This is a genomic window from Clostridium sp. HBUAS56010 (assembly GCF_007115105.1).
Classification (GTDB): domain Bacteria; phylum Bacillota; class Clostridia; order Lachnospirales; family Lachnospiraceae; genus Lacrimispora.
In genome coordinates this window covers 72,577-94,200 of the sequence record NZ_SULJ01000008.1, presented here as the reverse complement: position 1 = coordinate 94,200, position 21,624 = coordinate 72,577, and the positions used below count along the sequence as shown (strand labels likewise).

Annotated in this window: 20 protein-coding genes and 1 riboswitch; of the genes, 11 read left to right on the top strand and 9 right to left on the bottom strand. The window is 41.8% G+C overall.

Annotated elements, in window-relative coordinates; genetic code table 11:
- Positions 1–4: 4 nt before the first annotated feature.
- Positions 5–628, bottom strand: coding sequence for a riboflavin synthase (gene ribE, locus FAY33_RS13340; RefSeq protein WP_143321726.1), 624 nt, complete (start codon positions 626–628; stop codon positions 5–7).
- Entirely contained in the window at positions 628–1,713 is a 1,086-nt protein-coding gene (gene ribD, locus FAY33_RS13335; RefSeq protein WP_347562699.1) for a bifunctional diaminohydroxyphosphoribosylaminopyrimidine deaminase/5-amino-6-(5-phosphoribosylamino)uracil reductase RibD, read from the bottom strand. The genes ribE and ribD overlap by 1 nt, the downstream gene beginning before the upstream one ends.
- 137 nt (positions 1,714–1,850) lie before the next feature.
- A riboswitch (FMN riboswitch) is annotated at positions 1,851–1,964 on the bottom strand.
- Positions 1,965–2,139: 175 nt separating this feature from the next.
- Here ribD and nirJ2 point away from each other — a divergent pair.
- The 8 genes from nirJ2 to FAY33_RS19545 all read left to right on the top strand — a co-directional run bounded on the left by nirJ2 (position 2,140) and on the right by FAY33_RS19545 (position 9,520).
- Positions 2,140–3,147 carry a putative heme d1 biosynthesis radical SAM protein NirJ2 gene (gene nirJ2, locus FAY33_RS13330; protein ID WP_143321725.1) on the top strand — a complete coding sequence of 336 codons (1,008 nt, stop codon included), beginning with the start codon at positions 2,140–2,142 and terminating at the stop codon, positions 3,145–3,147.
- Entirely contained in the window at positions 3,029–4,093 is a 1,065-nt protein-coding gene (locus FAY33_RS19955; RefSeq protein WP_185967630.1) for an ABC transporter substrate-binding protein, read from the top strand. Before nirJ2 ends, FAY33_RS19955 begins: the two co-directional genes overlap by 119 nt.
- A complete protein-coding gene (locus FAY33_RS13320) occupies positions 4,053–5,087 on the top strand; it encodes an iron ABC transporter permease (RefSeq protein WP_243126741.1) in 1,035 nt (344 codons plus the stop codon). The genes FAY33_RS19955 and FAY33_RS13320 overlap by 41 nt, the downstream gene beginning before the upstream one ends.
- Positions 5,074–5,838 (top strand): ABC transporter ATP-binding protein, encoded by a 765-nt coding sequence (locus FAY33_RS13315; protein WP_143321723.1) that lies wholly within the window; start codon positions 5,074–5,076, stop codon positions 5,836–5,838. Before FAY33_RS13320 ends, FAY33_RS13315 begins: the two co-directional genes overlap by 14 nt.
- A gap of 59 nt (positions 5,839–5,897) precedes the next feature.
- A complete protein-coding gene (locus FAY33_RS13310; RefSeq protein WP_143321722.1) occupies positions 5,898–6,194 on the top strand; it encodes a DUF4491 family protein in 297 nt (98 codons plus the stop codon).
- Between the two features lie 35 nt (positions 6,195–6,229).
- The gene (locus tag FAY33_RS13305; RefSeq protein ID WP_143321721.1) at positions 6,230–6,793 is read left to right on the top strand and encodes a TetR/AcrR family transcriptional regulator; all 564 of its coding nucleotides are present in this window, start codon (positions 6,230–6,232) and stop codon (positions 6,791–6,793) included.
- Positions 6,794–6,901: 108 nt separating this feature from the next.
- Positions 6,902–9,316 carry an endopeptidase La gene (lon, locus tag FAY33_RS13300; RefSeq protein WP_185967629.1) on the top strand — a complete coding sequence of 805 codons (2,415 nt, stop codon included), beginning with the start codon at positions 6,902–6,904 and terminating at the stop codon, positions 9,314–9,316.
- Positions 9,317–9,520, top strand: a complete 204-nt coding sequence (locus FAY33_RS19545) for a DUF1858 domain-containing protein (RefSeq protein WP_185967628.1) — start codon at positions 9,317–9,319, stop codon at positions 9,518–9,520. It begins immediately after the preceding gene.
- A 90-nt stretch (positions 9,521–9,610) separates the two neighbouring features.
- Here the strand turns inward: FAY33_RS19545 and FAY33_RS13295 are convergent, their stop codons facing one another.
- The 6 genes from FAY33_RS13295 to FAY33_RS13270 form a co-directional block, all read right to left on the bottom strand.
- Positions 9,611–9,997 (bottom strand): DUF6483 family protein, encoded by a 387-nt coding sequence (locus FAY33_RS13295; RefSeq protein ID WP_143321720.1) that lies wholly within the window; start codon positions 9,995–9,997, stop codon positions 9,611–9,613.
- 158 nt (positions 9,998–10,155) lie between these two features.
- Positions 10,156–12,384, bottom strand: coding sequence for a methyl-accepting chemotaxis protein (locus FAY33_RS13290; protein WP_143321719.1), 2,229 nt, complete (start codon positions 12,382–12,384; stop codon positions 10,156–10,158).
- Positions 12,385–12,702: 318 nt separating this feature from the next.
- Positions 12,703–13,698 carry a spore photoproduct lyase family protein gene (locus FAY33_RS13285; RefSeq protein WP_143321718.1) on the bottom strand — a complete coding sequence of 332 codons (996 nt, stop codon included), beginning with the start codon at positions 13,696–13,698 and terminating at the stop codon, positions 12,703–12,705.
- A gap of 122 nt (positions 13,699–13,820) precedes the next feature.
- Positions 13,821–15,494, bottom strand: a complete 1,674-nt coding sequence (locus FAY33_RS13280) for a S8 family peptidase (RefSeq protein WP_185967627.1) — start codon at positions 15,492–15,494, stop codon at positions 13,821–13,823.
- A gap of 82 nt (positions 15,495–15,576) precedes the next feature.
- Positions 15,577–17,256 carry a S8 family peptidase gene (locus FAY33_RS13275; protein ID WP_243126739.1) on the bottom strand — a complete coding sequence of 560 codons (1,680 nt, stop codon included), beginning with the start codon at positions 17,254–17,256 and terminating at the stop codon, positions 15,577–15,579.
- Positions 17,257–17,760: 504 nt separating this feature from the next.
- Positions 17,761–18,768, bottom strand: coding sequence for an ABC transporter substrate-binding protein (locus FAY33_RS13270; protein ID WP_143321715.1), 1,008 nt, complete (start codon positions 18,766–18,768; stop codon positions 17,761–17,763).
- A 404-nt stretch (positions 18,769–19,172) separates the two neighbouring features.
- On the opposite strand from FAY33_RS13270, the gene FAY33_RS13265 reads away from it, so the two are divergent.
- Together FAY33_RS13265 and FAY33_RS13260 are read left to right on the top strand one after the other, a co-directional pair.
- Positions 19,173–19,991 (top strand): Cof-type HAD-IIB family hydrolase, encoded by an 819-nt coding sequence (locus FAY33_RS13265; protein WP_143321714.1) that lies wholly within the window; start codon positions 19,173–19,175, stop codon positions 19,989–19,991.
- Positions 19,992–20,065: 74 nt separating this feature from the next.
- The gene (locus tag FAY33_RS13260; RefSeq protein ID WP_143321713.1) at positions 20,066–20,365 is read left to right on the top strand and encodes a YerC/YecD family TrpR-related protein; all 300 of its coding nucleotides are present in this window, start codon (positions 20,066–20,068) and stop codon (positions 20,363–20,365) included.
- Between the two features lie 39 nt (positions 20,366–20,404).
- Here FAY33_RS13260 and FAY33_RS13255 read toward each other — a convergent pair whose 3' ends face one another.
- Positions 20,405–21,022, bottom strand: a complete 618-nt coding sequence (locus FAY33_RS13255) for a DUF1836 domain-containing protein (protein WP_143321712.1) — start codon at positions 21,020–21,022, stop codon at positions 20,405–20,407.
- Positions 21,023–21,228: 206 nt separating this feature from the next.
- Between FAY33_RS13255 and FAY33_RS13250 the strand changes: the two genes are divergently transcribed.
- Positions 21,229–21,612 carry a RidA family protein gene (locus FAY33_RS13250; RefSeq protein ID WP_143321711.1) on the top strand — a complete coding sequence of 128 codons (384 nt, stop codon included), beginning with the start codon at positions 21,229–21,231 and terminating at the stop codon, positions 21,610–21,612.
- Positions 21,613–21,624: the final 12 nt, after the last annotated feature.

Sequence of the window (21,624 nt, the reverse complement as noted above, 5' to 3'; positions counted from 1 at the left end):
CCTCCTATGAATTGAGACGGCTGATCTTGTCAGGTTGTGCCTGTGCGGTAAGGAATTTTTCAATATATTTCCCGATGCAGTCGTTTTCCAGATTAACAGTGTCACCAGTTTTCTTATAAAGAAGAGTGGTTTTGGCAGCAGTATGGGGAATGACGGAGACACAAAAATCTGTCTTAGAAAGTCTGGCAACCGTCAGACTGATTCCATCAATCCCGATAGAACCTTTTTCAACAATGTAATATAAAAGCTGATCCGAAGTTCTTATGGTATACCAAATGGCATTATCATCTTTTTGAATGGAACGAATGACACCGGTTCCATCAATGTGACCGGTCAGAATATGCCCTCCGAACCTTCCGTTTGCCGGCATGGCACGCTCCAGATTCACCTTTGATCCAGAGTGAAGTCTGGCAAGAGAGGAGCGGGTTAAGGTTTCGTGCATCACATCAGCCGTAAAAGAATCTGGTGTAACCAATGTAGCTGTGAGGCAGATTCCATTGACACAGATACTGTCCCCCACTCTGGTATCTGTCAGGATTTTAGAAGCTGAAATGGTAAGAACGGCGGAAAGAGCTCCTTTTTTAACAGAGCGGACTACGCCCGTTTCTTCAATGATTCCCGTAAACATCAAAGCACCTCGCTTTCCAGAAGAATATCATCTCCAAGACGTGTAATCGTTGGAGGAGTTAGGAAAAATCCATTGTCAGGAGAAGAAACCCCCATCCCCCCAACCGGAGATTTTGCTTTTTCGCCTCCCAGTAATTTAGGGGCAAGGTAGGCTTGCACCTTGTTCACAATCTGGCTGTTTAAAGCGGACCAGTTTAAGGTTCCTCCCCCTTCTAATAAAATACTGTCTAATCCCTGTTCCCCAAGGCGAAGCATCAATTCATTTAAATCCACATGTCCGTCAGTTTCTTTTATTGAAAGAACTTCGCAGCCTGCGTCTATGTAAGGGGCTGCCTGAGCCTGGCTGCAGCAGGTAGCAAAGATGGTTTTGTAACTGCCGGCTGTTTTTACCACGTTGGCGGTCAGGGGAGTCCTTAGTCTGGTATCGCATATAATACGCACAGGACTTTTACACTCTTGAAGTCTGCAGGTAAGCATGGGGTCATCTGCCAAAACAGTTCCGGTGCCAACCATAATAGCAGAATACCGGTGTCTGTCCTCCTGAACTCTCATGCGGGCAGTTTTTCCAGTAATCCATTTGGAATCACCGGAGGCAGCAGCGATTTTCCCATCCATTGTCATGGCATATTTCATGACCACATAAGGAGTTTTTTTCTGTATAAAGTGAAAAAACACCTGATTGAGATTCATACATTCTTCTTTTCGCACTCCATGTACCACCTCAATGCCCTGTTCCTGCAAAATTGCGGCTCCCTTACCAGCTACCAGAGGATTTGCATCCAGGCAGCCGATCACCACCCGTCTGATTCCGCTTTCTATGATGGCATCGGTGCAGGGAGGGGTTTTTCCATAATGACAGCAAGGCTCTAAGGTTACATATAAAGTGGCACCTTTTGGAGATTCTGTACAATTGGAAAGGGCATCCCGCTCTGCATGGGCAGCTCCGAAACCATGATGATATCCGGTTCCGATAACGGCATTTCCTTTGACAATGACCGCTCCTACCGTTGGATTAGGATTTACCCAGCCAATGCCCTTTACTGCCAGTTCTAATGCCTGCTTCATGTACTCATGATCTGTCAACATACACCTCCTGAAATAAAAAAATGCCTTGAACGGTATCATTCAAGGCATTGACTTTCAACAAAAGGATGTGAAATAAAAACAAAAACTCCGAAATCTATTACGATTTCAGAGACTGTATTTATACACATGGAGATGTAACGCATCTTCTTTCATCCAGACTATACTGTCGGCTTCGGAATCACACCGAATCTGCCTTGCGGCTCGTGGGCTATACCACCGGTAGGGATTTGCACCCTGCCCTGAAGATATTATTCAATTAACGTCACTATAGCACGGAGATTTTTCAGTGTCAAGTATTTTCTTGGGAGAGCTTTTCCGTTTTCGAAAAAGGATGTCTGATTCTAGGAGAAACATCCCCTACATATAATAGGCATATACTTGGGGTATGAAAAGAAAAATACGCAGAAGAGTGAAAGGAGAAGACCTATGATTGTTTCGTGGCTGACAACCAATCAGTGTAATCTGGCGTGCAGGCATTGTTATCAGGATGCAGGCTGTAAAAAGGATCAGGAACTGACTACAGAAGAAGCAAAAAAGATGATTGGGGAAATATCTGCCGCTGGATTTAAGATCATGATATTCAGCGGAGGGGAACCTCTTATGCGCCCTGATATCTATGAGCTGGTAGCTTTTGCCGCATCTTTGGGACTCCGTCCGGTCTTTGGAACCAACGGCACCTTAATTACAAGAAAAAAGGCGGAGGCATTAAAACAGTGCGGCGCAAAGGCAATGGGAATCAGCCTGGACAGTTTGATTGAAGAAAAGCATAACTTTTTCAGAGGAAAAAAAGATGCCTTCCAGTTGACGCTTCAAGGGATTGAAAATTGCAAAAAGGCAGACCTTCCTTTTCAGATTCATACCACTATCATGGAGTGGAACAGAAAAGAAGTCTGCGACATTATTGATTTTTGTGTAGAGGTGGGGGCAATTGCCAGCTATTTGTTTTTTCTGATTCCTGTTGGAAGAGGAAAATTTCTGGAAGAGACTTCTCTTGAAGTGCTGGAATACGAAGAGCTTTTAAAAACGATTATGAAAAAACAAAATCAGGTTTCCATTGACATCAAGCCAACCTGTGCGCCGCAGTTTATCCGGGTTGCCAGTGAAATGAAAGTAAAGACCCGTTTTACCAAAGGCTGTCTGGCTGGACTGTCTTACTGCATCATTGATCCGGCAGGAATCGTCAGACCTTGTGCCTACATGGTGGAAGAGGCGGGAAGTGTGAGAAAAGAGCCATTTGACCAGATATGGAAAACCAGCAAAGTGTTTGAACGTCTTCGAACCAGACAGTACAAGGGGACATGTCATGGCTGTGCTTATGAAACAGAATGCGGTGGCTGCCGGGCAAGAGCAGGATATTACCATCAGGGAGATTATATGGCAGAAGACAGTTATTGCGCATATGGAGAACAACAAAAAGCAGGAGGATTTTTTTAAAGTGAAGCAAAAAGTCATGTGGATTGGATTAATTGCATTGCTGATAACCAGTTTCCTTACTGGCTGCAGTGAAAAAAGGCAGGAGCCGGCACCGACCGTGGAGGGGTACCGGTTTGCCGATGCTCTCGGACAGGAAATAACTGTTAAAGATCCCAGACGGGTGGTGGCACTGATGGGAAGCTTTGCCCAGGTGTGGCTGGAGGCAGGAGGAGAACTGACAGGGGTAACCGATGATGTGTTTGATGAAAGAGGACTAAATCTGCCAGAAGACGTTGTTACGGTAGGAACCTATAACAGTCCCAATGTGGAGCAGATTATTGCCTGCAGGCCAGATCTGGTGCTTTTGTCTTCCGAGACAAAAGAACATGTGGCAATCAAGGATACGTTAAAACAGGCGGGAATCCCTTCTGCTTATTTCCATGTCACTTACTTTGAGGACTATTTAAACATGCTTAAAACGTGCACGGATATTACCGGGAGATCAGACCTCTATGAGAAAAACGGGCTGGAGGTAAAAAAGCAGATTGATGCCATTGCAGCGAGTCATAAGGACCAGATTTCGCCCACAGCTCTTTTGCTCATCACTTATTCCGGGGGAGCAGCGGCACAGGATTCCAAGACCATGACAGGAAAGATGTTAAAGGATCTGGGCTGTGAGAATATTGCGGATCAAAATCAAAGCCTGTTAAAAGAGTTTAACTTAGAATCCATCTTAAAGCTTGATCCGGATTATATTTTTGTGATTCCAATGGGAAATGACGAAGAACTTGCAGAGAAAAATTTAAGGGAAACGGTGGAAAGCAGTCCCGTATGGAGCCGTCTGCGTGCAGTAAAGACAGGAAAATATGTCATGCTTCCAAAGGAGAAATTCTTATATAAACCGGATTCCAAATGGGGGGAAAGCTATGAATATTTATCCAAAATCCTTTATGGAAACCAATCATAAATCCTGGGTTTTTCTTGCTCTTTCTGCCGTTTTGCTTATGATTTCCATGGGTGCCGGCATGTGTCTTGGTGCAAACCCCATGAGCGTTTCTCTTTTTTTAGAAACGCTCATGCAGAAACACGGAAAAGATTCCTTTTACCAGATTCTTTTTGCCGTCCGGCTGCCAAGGGTACTGGGCGGATTATTTGCGGGAAGCGGACTGGCGGTGTCTGGAACCATCTTACAGTCCGTCTTACATAATCCCCTTGCAAGTCCCAATATTATAGGGGTCAACGCAGGTGCTGGATTCTGTGTTCTTCTGGCCTCTGCATTGCTGCCGCCATCCATGTATCTTCTTTCTGTTTCTGCCTTTACAGGGGCATTGGCGGCGTCCATGGTGGTGCTTTTATCTGGTGCAGGCGGTCAGATGTCCCGGCTTTATCTGGTTCTTGCCGGAGTGGTCATTAATACCATATTCAGTGCCGGAATGAATACGATTTTAATCCTGTATCCGGATGCCTATGTGGGAGCAGGAAATTTCCTGATCGGAGGTCTTTCTTCTGTAACAATCAAAACCCTTGCCTGTCCCGCTGTTTTAATCCTATTGGGACTTTTCTTAGCTCTTGCCTGTTCTGGAGGCTTAAACCTTTTAAGCCTTGGCACTGACTGCGCCAGGTCTCTTGGAATGAATGTGCTGCAAAAACGTTGTCTCTATGTTGCCGTTGCCGCAATTCTTGCAGGTTCGGCGGTTAGTTTTGCCGGACTGATCGGTTTTGTAGGACTTTTGGTTCCCCATGGGGTAAAGCTGATCATTGGGTCTGATAACCGGTTTGTGATTCCTGCCAGTGCTTTGACAGGCGGGATGTTTGTGATTCTCTGTGACTTGCTTTCAAGAACCTTATTTCTGCCTTATGAATTGCCGGTGGGCTTACTTATGTCTTTTCTTGGCAGTCCTTTTTTTCTATTCCTGATTTGGAAAGGAAAAAGAAAGGAGGGACTTTATGATGGAGTTTAAAGCGGTTGAATTTTCTTACAACCGACGTGATTTTATCAAAGATATGGATTTGACTTTTGAAGAAGGCAAGATTACTGCAGTGATCGGTCCCAATGGCTGTGGGAAAAGCACAGTACTGAAACTTGCCTCCAGGCTTCTGATCCCCCGGAAGGGAAAAATTCTCCTGGACGGACAGGACATACGCAGCCATAAAAACAGGGAATTTGCAAAGAGAGTATCGGTACTGATGCAGAGCACCCATATCCCTGATATGACAGTAAAGCAGGTGGTTTTATCCGGACGGTATCCCCACCAGCCTCCGTTTGGTTCCTTTTCAAAGAAAGACAGGGATATGGCAGAAGATGCCATGATACAGATGAATTGTCAGACGCTCTGTCATAAATCAATGAATCAGTTATCAGGGGGAGAGCGGCAGCGGGTTTTTCTCGCCATGGTTATGGCACAGGACACACCCTATGTGTTCTTAGATGAGCCAACCACATATCTGGATATCAATGTTGCCTATGAAATGGCAGAACTGATACAACAGCTAAATAAGACAAGACATAAAACCATAGTCATGGTACTGCATGATATGAATTTAGCCCTGAATTATGCAGACAGAGTGATATTAATGGAAAAGGGGAAAGTTCTTGCCTGCAATCCGGTAGACGACTACAAGCTGAAAGACCAGATTGAGGAAACCTTTCAAGTGAAGATTCAAAGCGTGATAAGAGAGAAAAAATCTCTCTATTATATTATTAAAAAATAATGGTCTTAAACGGCAGCTCTTTCCAATACAATGTTAAAAAACTTTCTTTGAGGTGACATATGAACTATGAAGGAATTATGATCGGAATTGGCGCATTTTTAATCATTGGATTACTGCACCCGGTTGTCATTAAATCAGAGTATTACTGCGGTACCAAAGTGTGGCCTGCATTTCTGCTGTCAGGAATTGTGTGCATTTTCTTCTCTCTTTTTTTGCAGGGACAGGTTTTATCATCCCTATTATCAGTCCTTGGTTTTTCTCTGTTATGGAGCATTCAAGAACTGTTTGAGCAGAAAAAGAGAGTGGAAAAGGGCTGGTTTCCTAAAAAACCGGAAAAAAATCTTGACAATAAGTGAATGATCATTTATTATTGACTCATAGAGGTGATGAAATGAGGAAAAAAGACGACGAAAAAGTGAGAAGCATAAAGGAAGCGGTAATTAAGCTGATCCTGCAGGGGGGCTTTCATGGCACTTCTGTCTCTAAAATCGCAAAGATGGCAGGGGTTTCGCCGGCAACGGTTTACATTTATTACGAGAACAAAGATGATATGTTAAATGATATTTACATGGAGTATTCGGAAGAGATCTACACCTACCTTTTAGACAGCGTAGACCGGAATACAGAAGGACAGAGACAGATTGAGATTCTGATCCGAAGTTATTATAACTATATTCTGGAGAACAAAGAGATTTTTAGTTTTGTGGAACAGTTTTCCAACTGTCCCTCTCTGGCAGGTCAGTGCAGCGGAAGACAGGGAATCTGCAAGATTTATCACCTGATGACCGAGATGAAGCAGGAGAATATCATAAAGGATTATCAGGAAGATAATTTAATTGCGATTTTATTTCAGCCGGTTAAGGCGATTGCAGTGGATAACCGGAAGACAAGAGAGCAGAAAGAAGTGCTTTTGCAGGAGATGATTCAGATTATAGAATATGCAATATTGCGATAGGGTTAAAATGCGGGATTATTTACAGAAAGTTCTGGAAAGATCTCGCAAAAAAACAAAATATTATAAATGAACATTCACTTTAGAACGGCACACAGAAAGGATAAAACGATGAAAAATAACAATAATGATCAAACAAGTATGGTTTTTCCTGTTTCCTATAAGGTTATATTGCCGAATGTTGTAACGACCATTCATATGGAGCTTACAGATCAAAAGCTGATTGAATATCTAAATAATGAAGAGGTCCAAAAAGTTGCTCTTCCTTTAAAACAGAATTTTGGAGCAGCAAGGAAAGCAGAAGAGGACTTTTACCGTACCGGAGTATTATTTAAAGTCAATCATTTGGAAAAGACCGAAAAAGGTGTACAGATTTCCGCAAAGCTTACAGATAGAGTAGAGATAAAGGAGTTTAGGGAAGAGGAGGGAATCTTAACTGCTGATTTTGAAGCTGCACCTGATAAACTGGATCTTGATGAGTCCAGCAAAAAGGAAATGCTCAGCTATATGAAGAGAGTCACAGGAGAGATCAGTTCTAAGTTTACCGGAGGAGAACAGTATCAAAAGATTATAGAAAACATTGATGATTTAAACTCTCTGATCGTATACTTATCCCAGTTCTTTCAGATTCCTGTCAATGAGCGTTATGAATTGTTAGAGATCCAATCAATCAAGGAGCGGAGCCTTCGGTTCATGGATCACTTATTAAAGCACAAAGAAGTGATTCAGTTTCAGATGGAAATTTCAGAGAAGTTTTCAGAGCGGGCAAACCGCAATTACCGGGAGACAGTTTTAAGAGAACAGTTAAAAGCAATTCAGGAAGAGTTAAATGAAGGGAAAGAAGACAGCACAAAGAAAGAACCAGATTATTTAAGACGTATTGAAGAGGCTGGAATGCCGCCGGAAGTCAAAGAAGCGGCATTAGAGGAGTACCGGAAGTTAGAAGATCAGGGACCGAACCGAACAGACTATAACGTGATTCGCAATTACCTTGATGTACTGGTTCAGCTTCCATGGAAAAAGGAAGATCCTAAATCCATTGATTTGGAGCATGCAAGAAAGATTCTCAATGAGCAGCACTATGGACTTTCAAAAGTAAAGGACAGAATTATACAGCATCTTGCAGTTATGCAGCTCAATAAAAATAAAAAAGGTTCCATTCTCTTATTAGTAGGTCCTCCGGGAACTGGTAAAACGAGTCTTGGCAGAAGCATTGCAGAAGCTCTTGACAGGGAATATATAAGAATCAGCCTTGGCGGAATCCGGGATGAGTCAGAGATTCGTGGTCACAGAAGAACTTATGTAGGTGCTATGCCGGGAAGAATTATTCAAAGTATAAAGAAGGCAGGACATTCCAATCCGGTTATGGTGCTTGATGAGATTGACAAGGTCACAACTGGAGGTTATAACGGAGATCCTTCCAGTGCATTATTAGAAGTATTGGACCCGGAGCAAAATGGCACCTTTACCGATCATTATCTGGATCTGCCCTATGATTTGTCCGATGTGTTCTTTATTGCCACAGCCAACTCTTTAGAAAGTATTCCAGGTCCTTTAAGAGACCGAATGGAAGTAATTCCCATCTCCAGCTATACGATAGAAGAGAAGTTCCATATTGGAAAAGAACATTTGCTGCCGGCTGTGTTAGATGATCATGGATTAAAAAACGGTCAGCTTGTACTGGAAGATGAAGTTTTAAAGAAAATTATCAGTGATTATACCTTAGAAGCTGGCGTAAGAGGACTGAAAAAACAGCTTGCGGCACTTGCAAGAGTGGTCAGTGAAAAGATTGTATTAAACAAAGGAAAAGAGGCATTTCACATTAAGGAAGACGAATTAGAAGAGCTTCTTGGAAGACAGGTTTCCCGCCATGAGAGGGCACAGTCAGATAATCCGCCTGGAGTGGTAACAGGGCTTGCGTGGACACCGGTAGGAGGAGAGATTCTTTTCATCGAGGCAACAGATATGCCAGGCGGAGGGAATGTGATTCTCACTGGAAAACTGGGAGATGTCATGAAAGAGTCTGCCAGAATATCCTTAAGCCTGTTAAAGTCCAGACTGCCTTTAAATTCCTTTAATTTTAAGGAAAGAGACCTTCACATTCATGTACCCTCAGGTGCCGTTCCAAAAGATGGTCCGTCAGCAGGAATTGCATTGTTTACAGCGCTTGCTTCTCTGGTTACAGGCAATAAAGTGGATTCAAAGCTGGCAATGACCGGTGAACTCACATTAAGAGGTGCGGTGCTTCCGATCGGAGGTCTGAAAGAAAAACTTCTGGGAGCGCAGAGAGCAGGAATAAAAAAGGTGTTAATACCAAAAGATAATGTAATTGATCTAAAAGAGGTTCCGGAAGAAGTGAAGAATCAGCTCACTGTGGTTTCAGTAGAAACCATAGAAGATGTACTGAAGGAGACACTGGGTATTTCCCTCCCCAGGCTTGAGCATGTGCTTTGGCAAAAAGAAGGGAACGGGAGACACTTGGAACCAGTTGACCCATTAAATAATATAAGAAGAGAGGTAATTTAAATGACAGTAACGAGGGAAACATTAATTGGAGAGATTTTAAGAGAAGACCAGTCAACTGCACCATTCTTTTTTGAGATGGGAATGCACTGTCTTGGCTGTCCTTCCTCAACCATGGAAAGTCTGGAAGAAGCATGCATGGTTCATGGAGTTCCGGTAGAGCCATTGGTAGAAAAGCTTAATGTGCATATGGCAAAGGGAGAATAATCCATTCTTGACGAAAAGATGGGCTGCAAGGCAAATGAAGCTTTGCAGCCCTTTTTTGGAAAGGTTTTGATTCCTTTTGATGCTCGTCCTTTAAGAGGCAGGACCTAAGAGCGCCTCTGCCATGCTTTCATACCCGTAAAGGGTGGATACATGTCTTAACCCATCGGTAATTTCAGTCTTTGTATAATCGTGCTTTTCTAAAAAATCGCCATCTTTTTCATTGGTATAATAATAGAACATCAGAGCCATTTTGAAAAATTCTGTATTTTCTGGATCCAACAGGTCAAAAAGCTGGTTTTCAGCCTCATTAATCTCACCCTGGTCTACCAGATGAGTCAGACCGGTATAAGTTTTTTTCAGTTCTTCATCCTTCCATGCAGTATCTTCATTTTTTCCAAGTTCTATATGAAAGATCAATTTTAATAAAGTGCCTACCACACTATTGGTCATTCTTGTCGCATAATCGTCAGTCAGCATTGGTTTCTCCTTTTACCCCTTTAAAATTAAGATATAAAATACTTTATCATATGTATATAGAAATGTAAAGAAGCTGGATCTGTATGAAAAAATGCCTCCACACAGCAAGCGATTGCTGTATGGGGGCATTTTTTTAAGTAAATACAGTAATTGAAAAATTAGTATTTTCCGTAAGGACTTTCCTCGGAAGGGAAATCTTTGGAATATTCTGATCTGTCATCCACTTTCTTTTGTTTATTAAAATTCTCATTCGCAGTATCCATAAGCTGGAACTTTCCAACCAGTGTTTTTAAGGTTGCTGCCTGAGCGGATAATTCCTCAGATGTCGCTGCACTTTCTTCAGAAGTGGCAGATGTCGTCTGGACAACAGCAGAAATCTGATCAATACCAGTTGTTACCTGCATGATGGCGTCTGCCTGCGCTGTGGATGCTTCTGCAATCTCTGCAATTCGTACCGCAGAAACATTGGATTTGTCAACTACAAGCCGAAGCGCTTCGGCTGTTTCGCCAGCAATTTTTGTTCCGTTTCCAATGGCAGAAATGGCATTCTCTATCAGGCTGGTAGTATTTTTCGCAGCTTCTGCAGACTTACCGGCTAAATTGCGGACTTCATCTGCAACAACTGCAAATCCTTTTCCGGCAGAACCGGCTCTGGCCGCTTCTACAGCAGCATTTAATGCCAGAATATTTGTCTGGAATGCAATATCATCAATGGTTTTAATGATTTTTCCAATTTCATTGGAGGTGTTTGCAATATCATTCATTGCAACTATCATATCTTCCATTTTTTTGTTTCCAGTGAGGATTCCTTCACTGGTTTGCTGGGACAAAGCGTTTGCCTCAGAAGCATTGGATGCATTTTGCTTTACATGATTGGAGATATCGGTAATGGTTGCAGAAAGTTCTTCAATGGAAGAAGCCTGTTCCGTAGCTCCCTGACTTAAAGCCTGGGCGGCATCAGATACCTGGGAAGCACCGGTGGAGACCTGTTCAGAAGCACGGTCGATCTCTAAAAGCGCATCGCTTAGAGTAAAGCGGATGTTGCGCATTGCTTCTAAAATATAGCGGTAAGAGCCGATGTACTTATCTTCATTCTCTGTTTTCACCTTGAAGTTGCCGTTGCCCATTTCTCCTAAAAGATAATTGATATCCTGGATAATTACTTTCAGATTATGGCCCATATCAATAAATGTCTTTGAAAGAAGACCAATTTCATCATTGGATTTAACTTCCAGGTCAATGTCCAGATCTCCTCCGGCAATTTTACCGGCAGCAGCCACAACACCGTCAATTGGTTTTAAGATTTTTTTCATAACATATGTAATGATGAGAATGGTGATCACTGTGGCAATTACAGCCATGATAATCATGACAGCAACAATCATAACTACGTCCCTGTTTAAATCTGACTGATCCAGGCTGCTGGAAGCCCACCATGTCTGGGATTCACAGGTAATGGGATAGTAGTGGCTGGATTCCAGAGTTCCGTCAGCCCGTTTTGTATCTAAATGAAATTGCTGATTATTTTGCTGCAAGGAAATGATTTTTTTGTATTCTGAGGCAGGAACCATTTCCTCCAGTTTTTTGCCAATGGTATCGCTTGACTTGCTGTCAAAAGAGATGGTACCGCTGTCTGTAAAGATGTTGACATACATGGTGGGATATTTAGAGTCCGAGGTTTTAATCTGTGAGAACTTATCCAGACCAATGTCTGCCAGTACCACACCAATAACGGTGTCTCCCTTCATAATAGGAAAGGCAATGGTGCTCATCATGGTACCCTTGTAATCAAAAGGATCTGTAATGTAAGGTGCTTTCCGTTCTTTTGCAATTTTGTAGTAATCATTTTGGGAGTATTCGCTGTAAGCCCCAAGGGACTGTGCACTCCGGTCTTTTAAGTTAGTTCTGTCCACATAGACCGAATAATCCTTTACAGAAGGATCAAACTGACCTGGTTCGAAGAATGCACCGATGCCATACAGATCTTCATTGCTGTTGAGAGCAGCCAGTGCTGTATTAATTACATAAGACTCTGTAACATAATTTTTCTCTGTCAGATCTGCATGATAGATATGGCTTTTTTTAGTTTCTCCGATCCACTCGTCTCCAGAGGATTGATTTCCATTGTAAAGTTTAGTGAAATAATCCTGTAATTCTTTGGCGGATCCGCTTGCTTCGGTGATAATGGATTGTACCATAAGACCGTTTGTAGCAGCAATTCCGGAAAACTCTCCGTTAATTGCCGTTGCCAGTGCTTTGCTTGACTGCAAAGCTGAGATTCCAATCAATATAGTCAGACTCAGAGCAAGAATGATTCCTGTTATGATAGACATTTTTGTTGAAAGTTTGAAATCATTGAAATTCAATTGTTTCTTATTTTTCATCATTTGTTATGTTCCCTTAAAAATAAAACAAAAAGTTTACTGCGCAGCATACAGAAAAGATTTTGTGTGCGTATAAGAGAATAACCTCCTTTCTTTCTTTTGACTTTTAAATCAGTCTGTTCAACATCATTATAATCGACATAAATCGACATTAAATAATACATTATCGGAAAAAAAGTTACTATAATTAACTATTTTGGTTATTAATTGACTAAATGTAATAGCCTTACAACGGATAATAAAGTTTCAAAAGGCACTAATTGCCCACTAATGGCAGCTATGTAAAATCTCCCAGACAGTCATGTTCTGTCCGGGAGAGAATCATACAACGTATAAAATACTCATTTCTTTTAATTTTTCACCAATCAAAGTTTTTAAAAAATGTTCTCCATCAGCCCGTAAGTCATTGCGGTAACAGTATTTGCCTCTTCCCCGTCCGGTCATCAGTTCTTTGGAATAAAGCTTGTCGGATGAGGGAAAAGCTTCTGAATTAATGGCGTTGTGCACATAGCTGTAGGTCATAAAGATAATTTCAATAGGAGCATTTTTTTTTGCTTTTTCAGTCAGTTGTTCTGCCAGGGTTTCAATTAACTCCTGGTAAAGTGTTTTCCAGTTTTCTGTTAAGATAACAGGCGCAATCAGCAGCCCTACACGATAGTCCGCATCACACATGGCATTGATTGCTGAAATTCTTGCATTTAAATTAGAGGTGCCAGGTTCAAAACGGCTGATAATGGATTGAGGATTTACACTCATTCTCATAATAATACGTCCGCCATGATTTAGCCCCAACAGAGGTTCAATCTTATTAAATTTTGTAGGAAATGTAAGGGAACCGTAGGGACTTTTTTGAAACTCCTCAATCGTCCAGGCAAGGTTTCCCGTTATGGTATTTTCCAGAACCAGATCACTGTTGCTTCCGATTTCATAAGTAAAATCTTTTTCGTAACGGATTCCATGATCTATGATTTTTTTCAACATCTGTTCCCTGTTTACAAATATCCGCAGATAAGAACATTTATTGTAGTTACAGACAAGATAGCAGTAGTGGCACATGGCAGTACAGCCAGAGGAAGTATAAGGAACAAGAAAATCCGATACTTTATGATTGGGAACATATTTATGGGTTTTTCTTACTCCAATTACCAGATGCTGCTTTAAATTGGTAAATTCCTTGTTGGGCTGAGTGCGGAGTTCATCAATTCTGTTGTGGCTTTCGATAGGCACCCATGGAATGTTATTGTATTTTTCTTTTAAAAACTTTCCTGATTCATAATCAAGAGAAGCTGGTTCATAATAAATTTTGTCGGGAAACATCAGATACCTCCTGTTTTTATGTAGTATGTGTGAAAAGAATGAATGGCTTCCCACAATTTTGCACAAAAATAGGAACGTAATCTGGGCAATTTAACTGAAACCTTTTATATCTTTTAATCAAATCAGATATTTGCCAGACGTTCAAATAAATTGTTTATATCAATTTGTCCGTATCCCCACACATTATTGGGGTAAAGTTCTGTGGTACTGCGTCTTGCTCCCCTGATAATAAGCCGGTTCACATTATTTCCAGTCATGGAAATATAATTTCCCCTTGGAATTGCCCATTCCATAACCATTGCGATAATTCCAGCAGCATGGGCGCAGGCGGCTCCGGTACCTGTGGCAGTGCCGTACAGATTGCCTGGGACAGCACATGGAATCTGAAAACCTGGAGCAGCGATATCTGGTTTTACAAGACCGTTTCTTGCGTATCCTCTGCTGGATTCCGGGAGAATGCTGTCATTGAGCTGATTATAAGCAGTTACGGTCAGCATATTGCTGCCGTTTGAAGGCGAGGTAATGGTTGTATCCGGATTGGGATTGAGAAAAAAGGTTTCATTGGATAATAAATCTCCGTTTGGGAGCCAGGCGTTAAAGCCAAAAGGTTCGTCTCCCACACTTTGGACACGAAAGTACCAGATACCAGATGCCGGGTTTTGAAAACGAATAAGAATCAGTTGATCGCCTGATTCTGTTTCTAAAATAATGTTATTAACCCAGATTTCGCTTTGGGTAAAGATAAAATTAAATCTTCTGCAGTCTCCCAGGGTTGGAAATATCCGTTGAGTGGATTCTCTGTTGGGAGAGGACACATCAATGGAAATCCGTTCCTGGGCATATGCCCATACTTCCATCCAGAAAAAGTTGTCATTTTCCCCGATTCTTAATTCGAAATCATTAAAAAATGGGGGAACAGAGGTATTATTAAAATAATGTCTTCTTTTATTTCCTTCATTTCCCCCGGAAACTGCCACACCAATTCCGGGAAGCTGGACTATATAGGTAAGGTAAGAACTCAGTATGCCTCTGCCGTCATGGGCTCCCTGGCTGCTTCCGAGTGCAATGCAGATAACGACCGGTTTTCCAATCCGCTGAGAGGCGGTTAAAAGATATCTTGCCCCCAGTTGGATGTCAGATTCCTGAAAGCAGGGCACATCTTTTCTTATAAAGAAGATATCTTTTAGATTCTCCTTTGCTTCTTTTAATTTAACTACAATAATATCTGACTGGGGAACGATTCCAGAGAAGCTGCCGTCCTCAGAAGGTCTGCCGGCAATAATGCTGGTGATGGCTGTTCCGTGGCCGTTGGTATCGGTGGAGGGAACAATGGAGAGGGGGTCTTCGGAAGTCAGTGCTTCATCAATCATTTCTTTGCTGTATTCACTGCCAAAGGTAAAATTCTCCGGTATGCTTCCTGTCTGGATACTCTGATCCCAGATCGAGAGAATACGTGTGGTTCCATCGTTGTTGCGGAATGCCTCATGCTGATAGTCGATTCCGGTATCAATTACCCCTACAATTACTCCGCGGCCAAACAGACTTAAAAAGGGATTTCTCTGGACGGTTCCTATGCCGGATTTTTCAATACTTATGGTTGATTCAAGGGTGTAGATAGAGGGAAAAGAAGCATATGGATAGGTTCCAAGGTCACATGGTTCAACCTGACTTCTTATGACATGAAGAAGCGAATTACGTTCACTCAGATAAGTGATATTATCCCCTGTATCATAGGAAGGGACAGAAATATTACTTATGAATAAATCATAGTAGTCATTATCTAGAATTTTACTCAAAAATCTGCCTCCTGTCTGTCTGGATAAAATGTATAATATATCATATGCGCAGGAAATGCCTTTATGAGCGGTGCAAAAAGGCTCAGGACTGGATGTTTGCCAGTCTCTGGAAAAGCATGTTGACATCCAGTTGCCCATATCCCCATATGTTGTTTGGATATACAATGGAGGGGTCACGCCTTGCACCTCTTATGATGAGACGGCTTACATCATAACCAGTCAAAACGGAATAGTTTCCTCTTGTAATTCCCCACTCCATGATCATTGCAATGGCACCTGCGGCATGAGCAGCGGCAGCACCGGTCCCGGTTAAGGTGCCGTATTCGTTAGCCGGCAGTGCACAGGGAATCTGATATCCCGGTGCAGCAATATCCGGTTTTACAAGTCCATTGCGGGTATAGCCTCTGCTGGATTCAATCAGTATGCTGTCATTGAATTGATTATAGGCAGTTACGGTCAATTGGTTGGGGGCATTGCCTGGAGAGGTTATGGTAGTGTCCTGATTTGCATTGACAAAATAGGTTTCATTTGAAATCATATTCCCGGCAGGCAGCCAGGCATGAAAGGAAAGAGGAGTATCTTCCAGACTTTGAATACGGATGCGCCATACACCAGGAAGGGCATCCTGAAAGCGGGAAAGTATGAGCTGGTCCCCGGTTTCTTCTTCAAACAGGAAATTGTTGACCCACACAATACTGGGAGTAAAAATAAAGTTATATACCCGGCAATCCCTGATCTGAGGAAAGATCTGCTGGGTGGATTCCCTGTTTGGGGAAGAAATATCAATGGAGAGCCTGCCCAGAGCATAAGGCCATATTTCCATGGAAAAAAGATTATCCTCTTCTCCAACCCTTAATTCAAAATCATGAAAAAAAGGGGCGGCAGAAGTGCTGTTAAAATAATGTCTTCTGGAGTTTCCTTCATTGCCTGCGGAAACAGAGATTCCAATTCCTGGAATCCGTGCGAGATAATTCAAATAATTGCTCAATGCACCGCTTCCGTCATGGCCGCCCTGACTGCTTCCAAGTGCAATGCAGATAACCATGGGGCGGCTGGCTTTCAGTGCAACAGATTCCATATAGCGCAGAGCCAGCATAATGTCAGATTCTTCATAACAAAGTACATTTTCGGGGACAAAAAAAACCTGTTTGGTATTTGGTTTTGCTTCTTTTAACTTTACCACCACCAGATCTGCTTCTGGTACAACGCCGGAAAAGGAAGTGTCTGCATTGGGTCTGCCTGCAATTACACTTGCAATGGCAGTGCCGTGACCATTTGTATCCGTAGTGGGAACCATAGAAAATGGATCTTCCGCTGTAAGAGCCAGATTAATCATATCTCTGGTATATTCTGTACCAAAGGTGAAACCTTCCGGTATGGGGCCTGTCTGAATGGTCTGGTCCCAGATTGAAAGGATTCTGGTTGTATTATCATTATAACGGAATGCGGAGTTAGGATAATAGATTCCTGTATCAATAATGCCCACAAGAACGCCACGGCCGGTTAGATTCAAAAAAGGGTTACGCTGAACATTGCCAATCCCTGATTTTTCAATACTAATGGTAGAAGTGGGAATATATAAGGTTGGAAAATTGTGATATGGATACTCTCCAAGAATACAGGGGTCGAAGTCGGTTCTTGGTATATTTACAAGAGAATGCCTGAAATTAAGCATCGTGACATTATCTCCCGAATCAACGAGCGGGATTGAAATGTTATTGATAATAAGATCGTAATAATCATTATCCAGAATTTTTTCCAAATTTGCCTCCCGGTCCGATTCAAAAGAAGCATTTGTTTTATAATATGCAGATAAGGGGGTAATATGAGTGGCGCTTCCCATTGTTTCTTTTGAGATTAAGTAAAAAAAATACCGCCATCCGGACTGATAAGACCGGACAGCGGCATTTTTATTCGATGATACAGTTATCTAACGATATATTTGCGAACAATCCGTTGCATATTCCAGTAACGGAAATGGTATCCCCTTTGGATAAGAAGCAGAAGTCCCCTCTAAATAAGCAGAGGTGCTTTCTTCAAAATAGGAACTGTCTGATTCTTCTGTGCCTGTAAAAGCATTGGAAGTATCATAGACTGATTCAGACTTCGAAGAGATTTCGTAAGCGGTGGCTTTTTTGAGCCGGTTCCAATCGCGCTTACAATTGCTGCAATCAGGGATACGAAAAATCGATAAAAAATCACAGAGCCAAAGTTATAATGGGTCTGTGATTTTGCTTTTTACGATTGGAATATAAAAGAGGAAAACTTATTTTACTGCCTGTTCCGAAAAAATTGTAGTGACCAGCGTTTCATAAGGAACCCGCTCTTTTAATTGACCGGATTCTTCTAAAATGTTTTGAAGGAGATCAAAGCTGTCTTTTTGGAATATAGTATCCCCTTTCCAGGTATCCTGGGCTTTATAGCGTTCTACAATGGCTGTGATGGTTGCAGCATCGGTTTCTTTAAACTGAGGCTGGATTATCTTTGCCACCTCTTCTGCAGAATGGGAATTTACATATTCCAGACCTTTTTGGACTGCATTTGTAAATTTCTGGATTGTCTCTGGATTTTTTTCTAAGTAGCTCTTTTTTGCGCTGTAAGCAGTATAGGGAACATAACCGGAATCAACCCCAAGAGATGCCACAACAAATCCGCTTCCTTCTTTTTCAAGTCCGGTGGCAAAGGGTTCAAACTCTACGGTATAATCGGCATCGTTGCTTGTAAATGCAGCAGCAGTTAATCCGAAGTTAATGCTCTGGTCAATGGCTAAATCTGTAGTGGGATCAAGGCCGTTCTTTTTCAGGATATATTCAAATACCATCTGGGGCATTCCTCCGGCTCTTCCGCCAAGAACCTTCTTTCCTTTTAAATCCGCCCATTTAAAGTCAGGCTGGCTGCTTCTTGCTACCAGAAAGTTACCGGCACGCTGAGTCAGTTGGGCAAAATTTATGGCGTAATCATCTGATCCGTTGGCATAAGTATAAATACTGGCTTCCGAACCCATAAATCCAATATCAGCATCACCGGAGATCAATGCGGTCATGACTTTATCAGCACCAGCTCCATTCACAAGGGTCAGATCAATTCCCTCATCTTCAAAATATCCCAACTCAATGGCAGCATATTGGGGAGCGTAAAAGATGGAATGGGCAACTTCATTTAAAGTGACCGGAGTCAGATCCGATGCATTTGCTTTTGAGCCACAGGCTGTCAGAGTGATCAAAGCAGTTCCGGCAAGTATGGCAGTCAGAAAAGGACGTAAAACGTTTCTCATATAACCCTCCTTAGGGAATTCTTAATACTACATAGTATTATCTGGTTGACAATTGGTACCTTGTCTCAAAAAAAATGCCGGATCACCCATTTGGGTTTCCGTATGAAAAAAAAGAGGACGTATGCGTTTTCTGGCTGTGTATCTGCAACTGGTCATGGAGGCCGCGATCATAAGGACAGCCAGAAATAAAAAGACTACCCGGTTCACATGATTCCTCCTTTTCTTCTCTGTTCTGGTAGCATTGTATGAAAATCCCTATGGGATCGTTCCTCATGAAATGAACAATTGTTTATTTTACAATGGAATAAGAAATGAAATTGTGATATACTGCTAGAGCGTGCAGATTGGATCAATGAGTTTTCAGACACGCCCTAGGGTAAATTGACAAAAGCGGGAGAAATAACATGAACTATCGAATGATTGTGCTGGATTTGGATGGGACGCTGACCAATGGAAGAAAAGTGATCACGCCTAAGACAAAAGAGGCACTTTTTGAGTTAAAGCGCCAGGGAGGTGTGATTGTTCTGGCATCTGGGCGTCCTACATATGGAATTACGCCTCTTGCCCAAGAACTGAAGCTTTATGAGACGGGTGGATATATTTTGTCTTATAACGGAGGCAGGATTCTTAATTTAAGCACTGGAGAGATTGTGTTTAAAAAAGAACTTCCCATCTCTTCGAATAAGAAGATTATAGAAATTGCCAAAGAGCAGGGCGTGAATTTTCTGACCTATGAAAATGACTGTATTATTACCCCTGACGCTTCCGATGAATATGTGAAAAAGGAGGCCTTTATCAATAAGCTGGAAGTAAAAGAAGTAAAGGATATGGAAGCATATGTAACGTTTCCTGTTGTAAAGTTTCTGCTTCTCGGTGATGGGGAAATTCTTTCTCAGGTGGAACCAAAAGTGAAGGAAGCCTTAGGAGATGATTACAGTGTGTATCGTTCTGAACCCTTCTTTTTAGAAGTTCTTCCAAAGGGAATTGATAAGGCGGCAAGCTTAGAGCGTTTGCTTCATGAACTTTCTATGGGAAGAGAAGAGATGATTGCATGTGGAGACGGGTATAATGATCTGTCCATGATTCAGTATGCAGGTCTTGGTGTGGCTATGGAGAATGCAGTTCCTTCGGTGAAAAAAGCGGCTGATTATGTGACTTTTTCAAACAATGATGATGGCATTGCCCATGTAGTGGAAAAATTTATGCTGTCGGGACATGCTTAGAGTGGATTTTAAAACTTTAATATGTTAAAATATACATAACAATAAAAGTTAAACAAAGGGGATCGAATTATATTATGAATAAGAAAATAAAGACAGATGCCGTAGACCATCTGTTTGAAGCAATTCTGACAATTAAGACACCAGAGGAGTGCTACCGGTTCTTTGAGGATGTCTGTACGGTAAATGAATTGCTGAGCTTATCCCAGCGATACGAAGTAGCAAAGATGCTGAGGGAAGGACGTACTTATCTGGAGATTGCAGAGAAGACTGGTGCATCAACCGCCACCATAAGCCGTGTGAACCGCTCCCTCAATTATGGAAACGATGGATATGATATGGTATTTAAACGGCTGGAAGAACAAAAGGAAGATTAAAACAAGGGGACAGACCTTACGGGTCTTTGCCCCCTTGTTTTATATTTTTTTCTTTTTACCAGGTTCTGTTTCTTTTAATCCGTCAATTAATTGTTCAATTACCTGCTTTTTTACATAAACATCAAAGGAAAGACCGCAGATCCAGGAGAACAGGCGAAGGTGTTCCAGATCTTCCGGATCTAAATTCTGATCTTCAAAGGCTTTCTGGGCATGTTCGTATTTTTCCGTAATATCTGCTTTAATACGGCTCAGTTCGGATTCTTCCTGAGCAAAGATTTCTTTATAGATCTCTTCCATGGGCATGTCTTGCTGGGTGTTAAAATGTTTATCCGTAATCGGTTTAAAAAGCTGTGCAATGTCATTGAAAGACAGGACATTCTTAAAATAATAAATAAATATAAGTAATAGAATATGTTCTTTTGAATACTTCTTCTTATTAGGAGCGGGCAAAAGATTATTCTTGGCATAATTGTTGATCATGGTTTTGGTAAGAACTTTATCATCTGGATAACGCTTGGTATCTTTTAAATGCTCATCCATAAATGTGGTGACCTGGTCCATGTATAAATCAATGTTTGGAATGGTTTCTGGTTTAATATGCTGAAAGGATTCCAGGTGCTTTAAGATGTCCTGCATTCTTTCGTCGTTTGTTTTCATCTGTTCCTCCGTTCTGTGTGCAGATGCCCACATAAGGAATGAATTCCTTTATTATATTATATAGTATTGAATACCAGATGACAAGAGGTAAAAGGTGATTAAATTTAGAAATATATGAAGAAAGAAGTCAGTAAAATATTGACTTTTGGAGAATGTGTGCTAATCTAATACTATTACTTTTTACGAACGAAAGGAGATAGGAAAGAATGAAAAAAGTGTTATCAACCCCAAAGGCACCGGCAGCGATCGGTCCATATTCTCAGGGAGTGCGCTGCGGCGATTATGTATATGTATCCGGACAGCTTCCTATCGACCCTGCCACAGGAGCATTTGCAGGTGATGATATCAAAACCCAGACAAAGCAGTCCTTAACCAACATCCAGTCAATTCTGGAAAGCGGTGGTTTTACTATGGCTAACGTGGTAAAGACTACGGTATTGTTGAAGAATATCGGCGATTTTTCAGCCATGAATGAAGTTTATGCGACTTTTTTTGAAGGGGATTGTCCTGCCAGAGCAGCGTTTGAAGTGGCAGCCTTACCAAAGGATTCTCTCATTGAGATTGAAGCAGTTGCATATTGCGGTGAATAAGAGCAATCTGGT

What these genes read in the sequence shown, in the direction of transcription:
- ribE (WP_143321726.1), bottom strand. Translation starts at nt 628, where the DNA reads ATGTTTACGGGAATCATTGAAGAAACGGGCGTAGTCCGCTCTGTTAAA.
- ribD (WP_347562699.1), bottom strand. Translation starts at nt 1,713, where the DNA reads ATGTTGACAGATCATGAGTACATGAAGCAGGCATTAGAACTGGCAGTA.
- nirJ2 (WP_143321725.1), top strand. Translation starts at nt 2,140, where the DNA reads ATGATTGTTTCGTGGCTGACAACCAATCAGTGTAATCTGGCGTGCAGG.
- FAY33_RS19955 (WP_185967630.1), top strand. Translation starts at nt 3,029, where the DNA reads ATGAAACAGAATGCGGTGGCTGCCGGGCAAGAGCAGGATATTACCATC.
- FAY33_RS13320 (WP_243126741.1), top strand. Translation starts at nt 4,053, where the DNA reads ATGAATATTTATCCAAAATCCTTTATGGAAACCAATCATAAATCCTGG.
- FAY33_RS13315 (WP_143321723.1), top strand. Translation starts at nt 5,074, where the DNA reads ATGATGGAGTTTAAAGCGGTTGAATTTTCTTACAACCGACGTGATTTT.
- FAY33_RS13310 (WP_143321722.1), top strand. Translation starts at nt 5,898, where the DNA reads ATGAACTATGAAGGAATTATGATCGGAATTGGCGCATTTTTAATCATT.
- FAY33_RS13305 (WP_143321721.1), top strand. Translation starts at nt 6,230, where the DNA reads ATGAGGAAAAAAGACGACGAAAAAGTGAGAAGCATAAAGGAAGCGGTA.
- lon (WP_185967629.1), top strand. Translation starts at nt 6,902, where the DNA reads ATGAAAAATAACAATAATGATCAAACAAGTATGGTTTTTCCTGTTTCC.
- FAY33_RS19545 (WP_185967628.1), top strand. Translation starts at nt 9,317, where the DNA reads ATGACAGTAACGAGGGAAACATTAATTGGAGAGATTTTAAGAGAAGAC.
- FAY33_RS13295 (WP_143321720.1), bottom strand. Translation starts at nt 9,997, where the DNA reads ATGCTGACTGACGATTATGCGACAAGAATGACCAATAGTGTGGTAGGC.
- FAY33_RS13290 (WP_143321719.1), bottom strand. Translation starts at nt 12,384, where the DNA reads ATGATGAAAAATAAGAAACAATTGAATTTCAATGATTTCAAACTTTCA.
- FAY33_RS13285 (WP_143321718.1), bottom strand. Translation starts at nt 13,698, where the DNA reads ATGTTTCCCGACAAAATTTATTATGAACCAGCTTCTCTTGATTATGAA.
- FAY33_RS13270 (WP_143321715.1), bottom strand. Translation starts at nt 18,768, where the DNA reads ATGAGAAACGTTTTACGTCCTTTTCTGACTGCCATACTTGCCGGAACT.
- FAY33_RS13265 (WP_143321714.1), top strand. Translation starts at nt 19,173, where the DNA reads ATGAACTATCGAATGATTGTGCTGGATTTGGATGGGACGCTGACCAAT.
- FAY33_RS13260 (WP_143321713.1), top strand. Translation starts at nt 20,066, where the DNA reads ATGAATAAGAAAATAAAGACAGATGCCGTAGACCATCTGTTTGAAGCA.
- FAY33_RS13255 (WP_143321712.1), bottom strand. Translation starts at nt 21,022, where the DNA reads ATGAAAACAAACGACGAAAGAATGCAGGACATCTTAAAGCACCTGGAA.
- FAY33_RS13250 (WP_143321711.1), top strand. Translation starts at nt 21,229, where the DNA reads ATGAAAAAAGTGTTATCAACCCCAAAGGCACCGGCAGCGATCGGTCCA.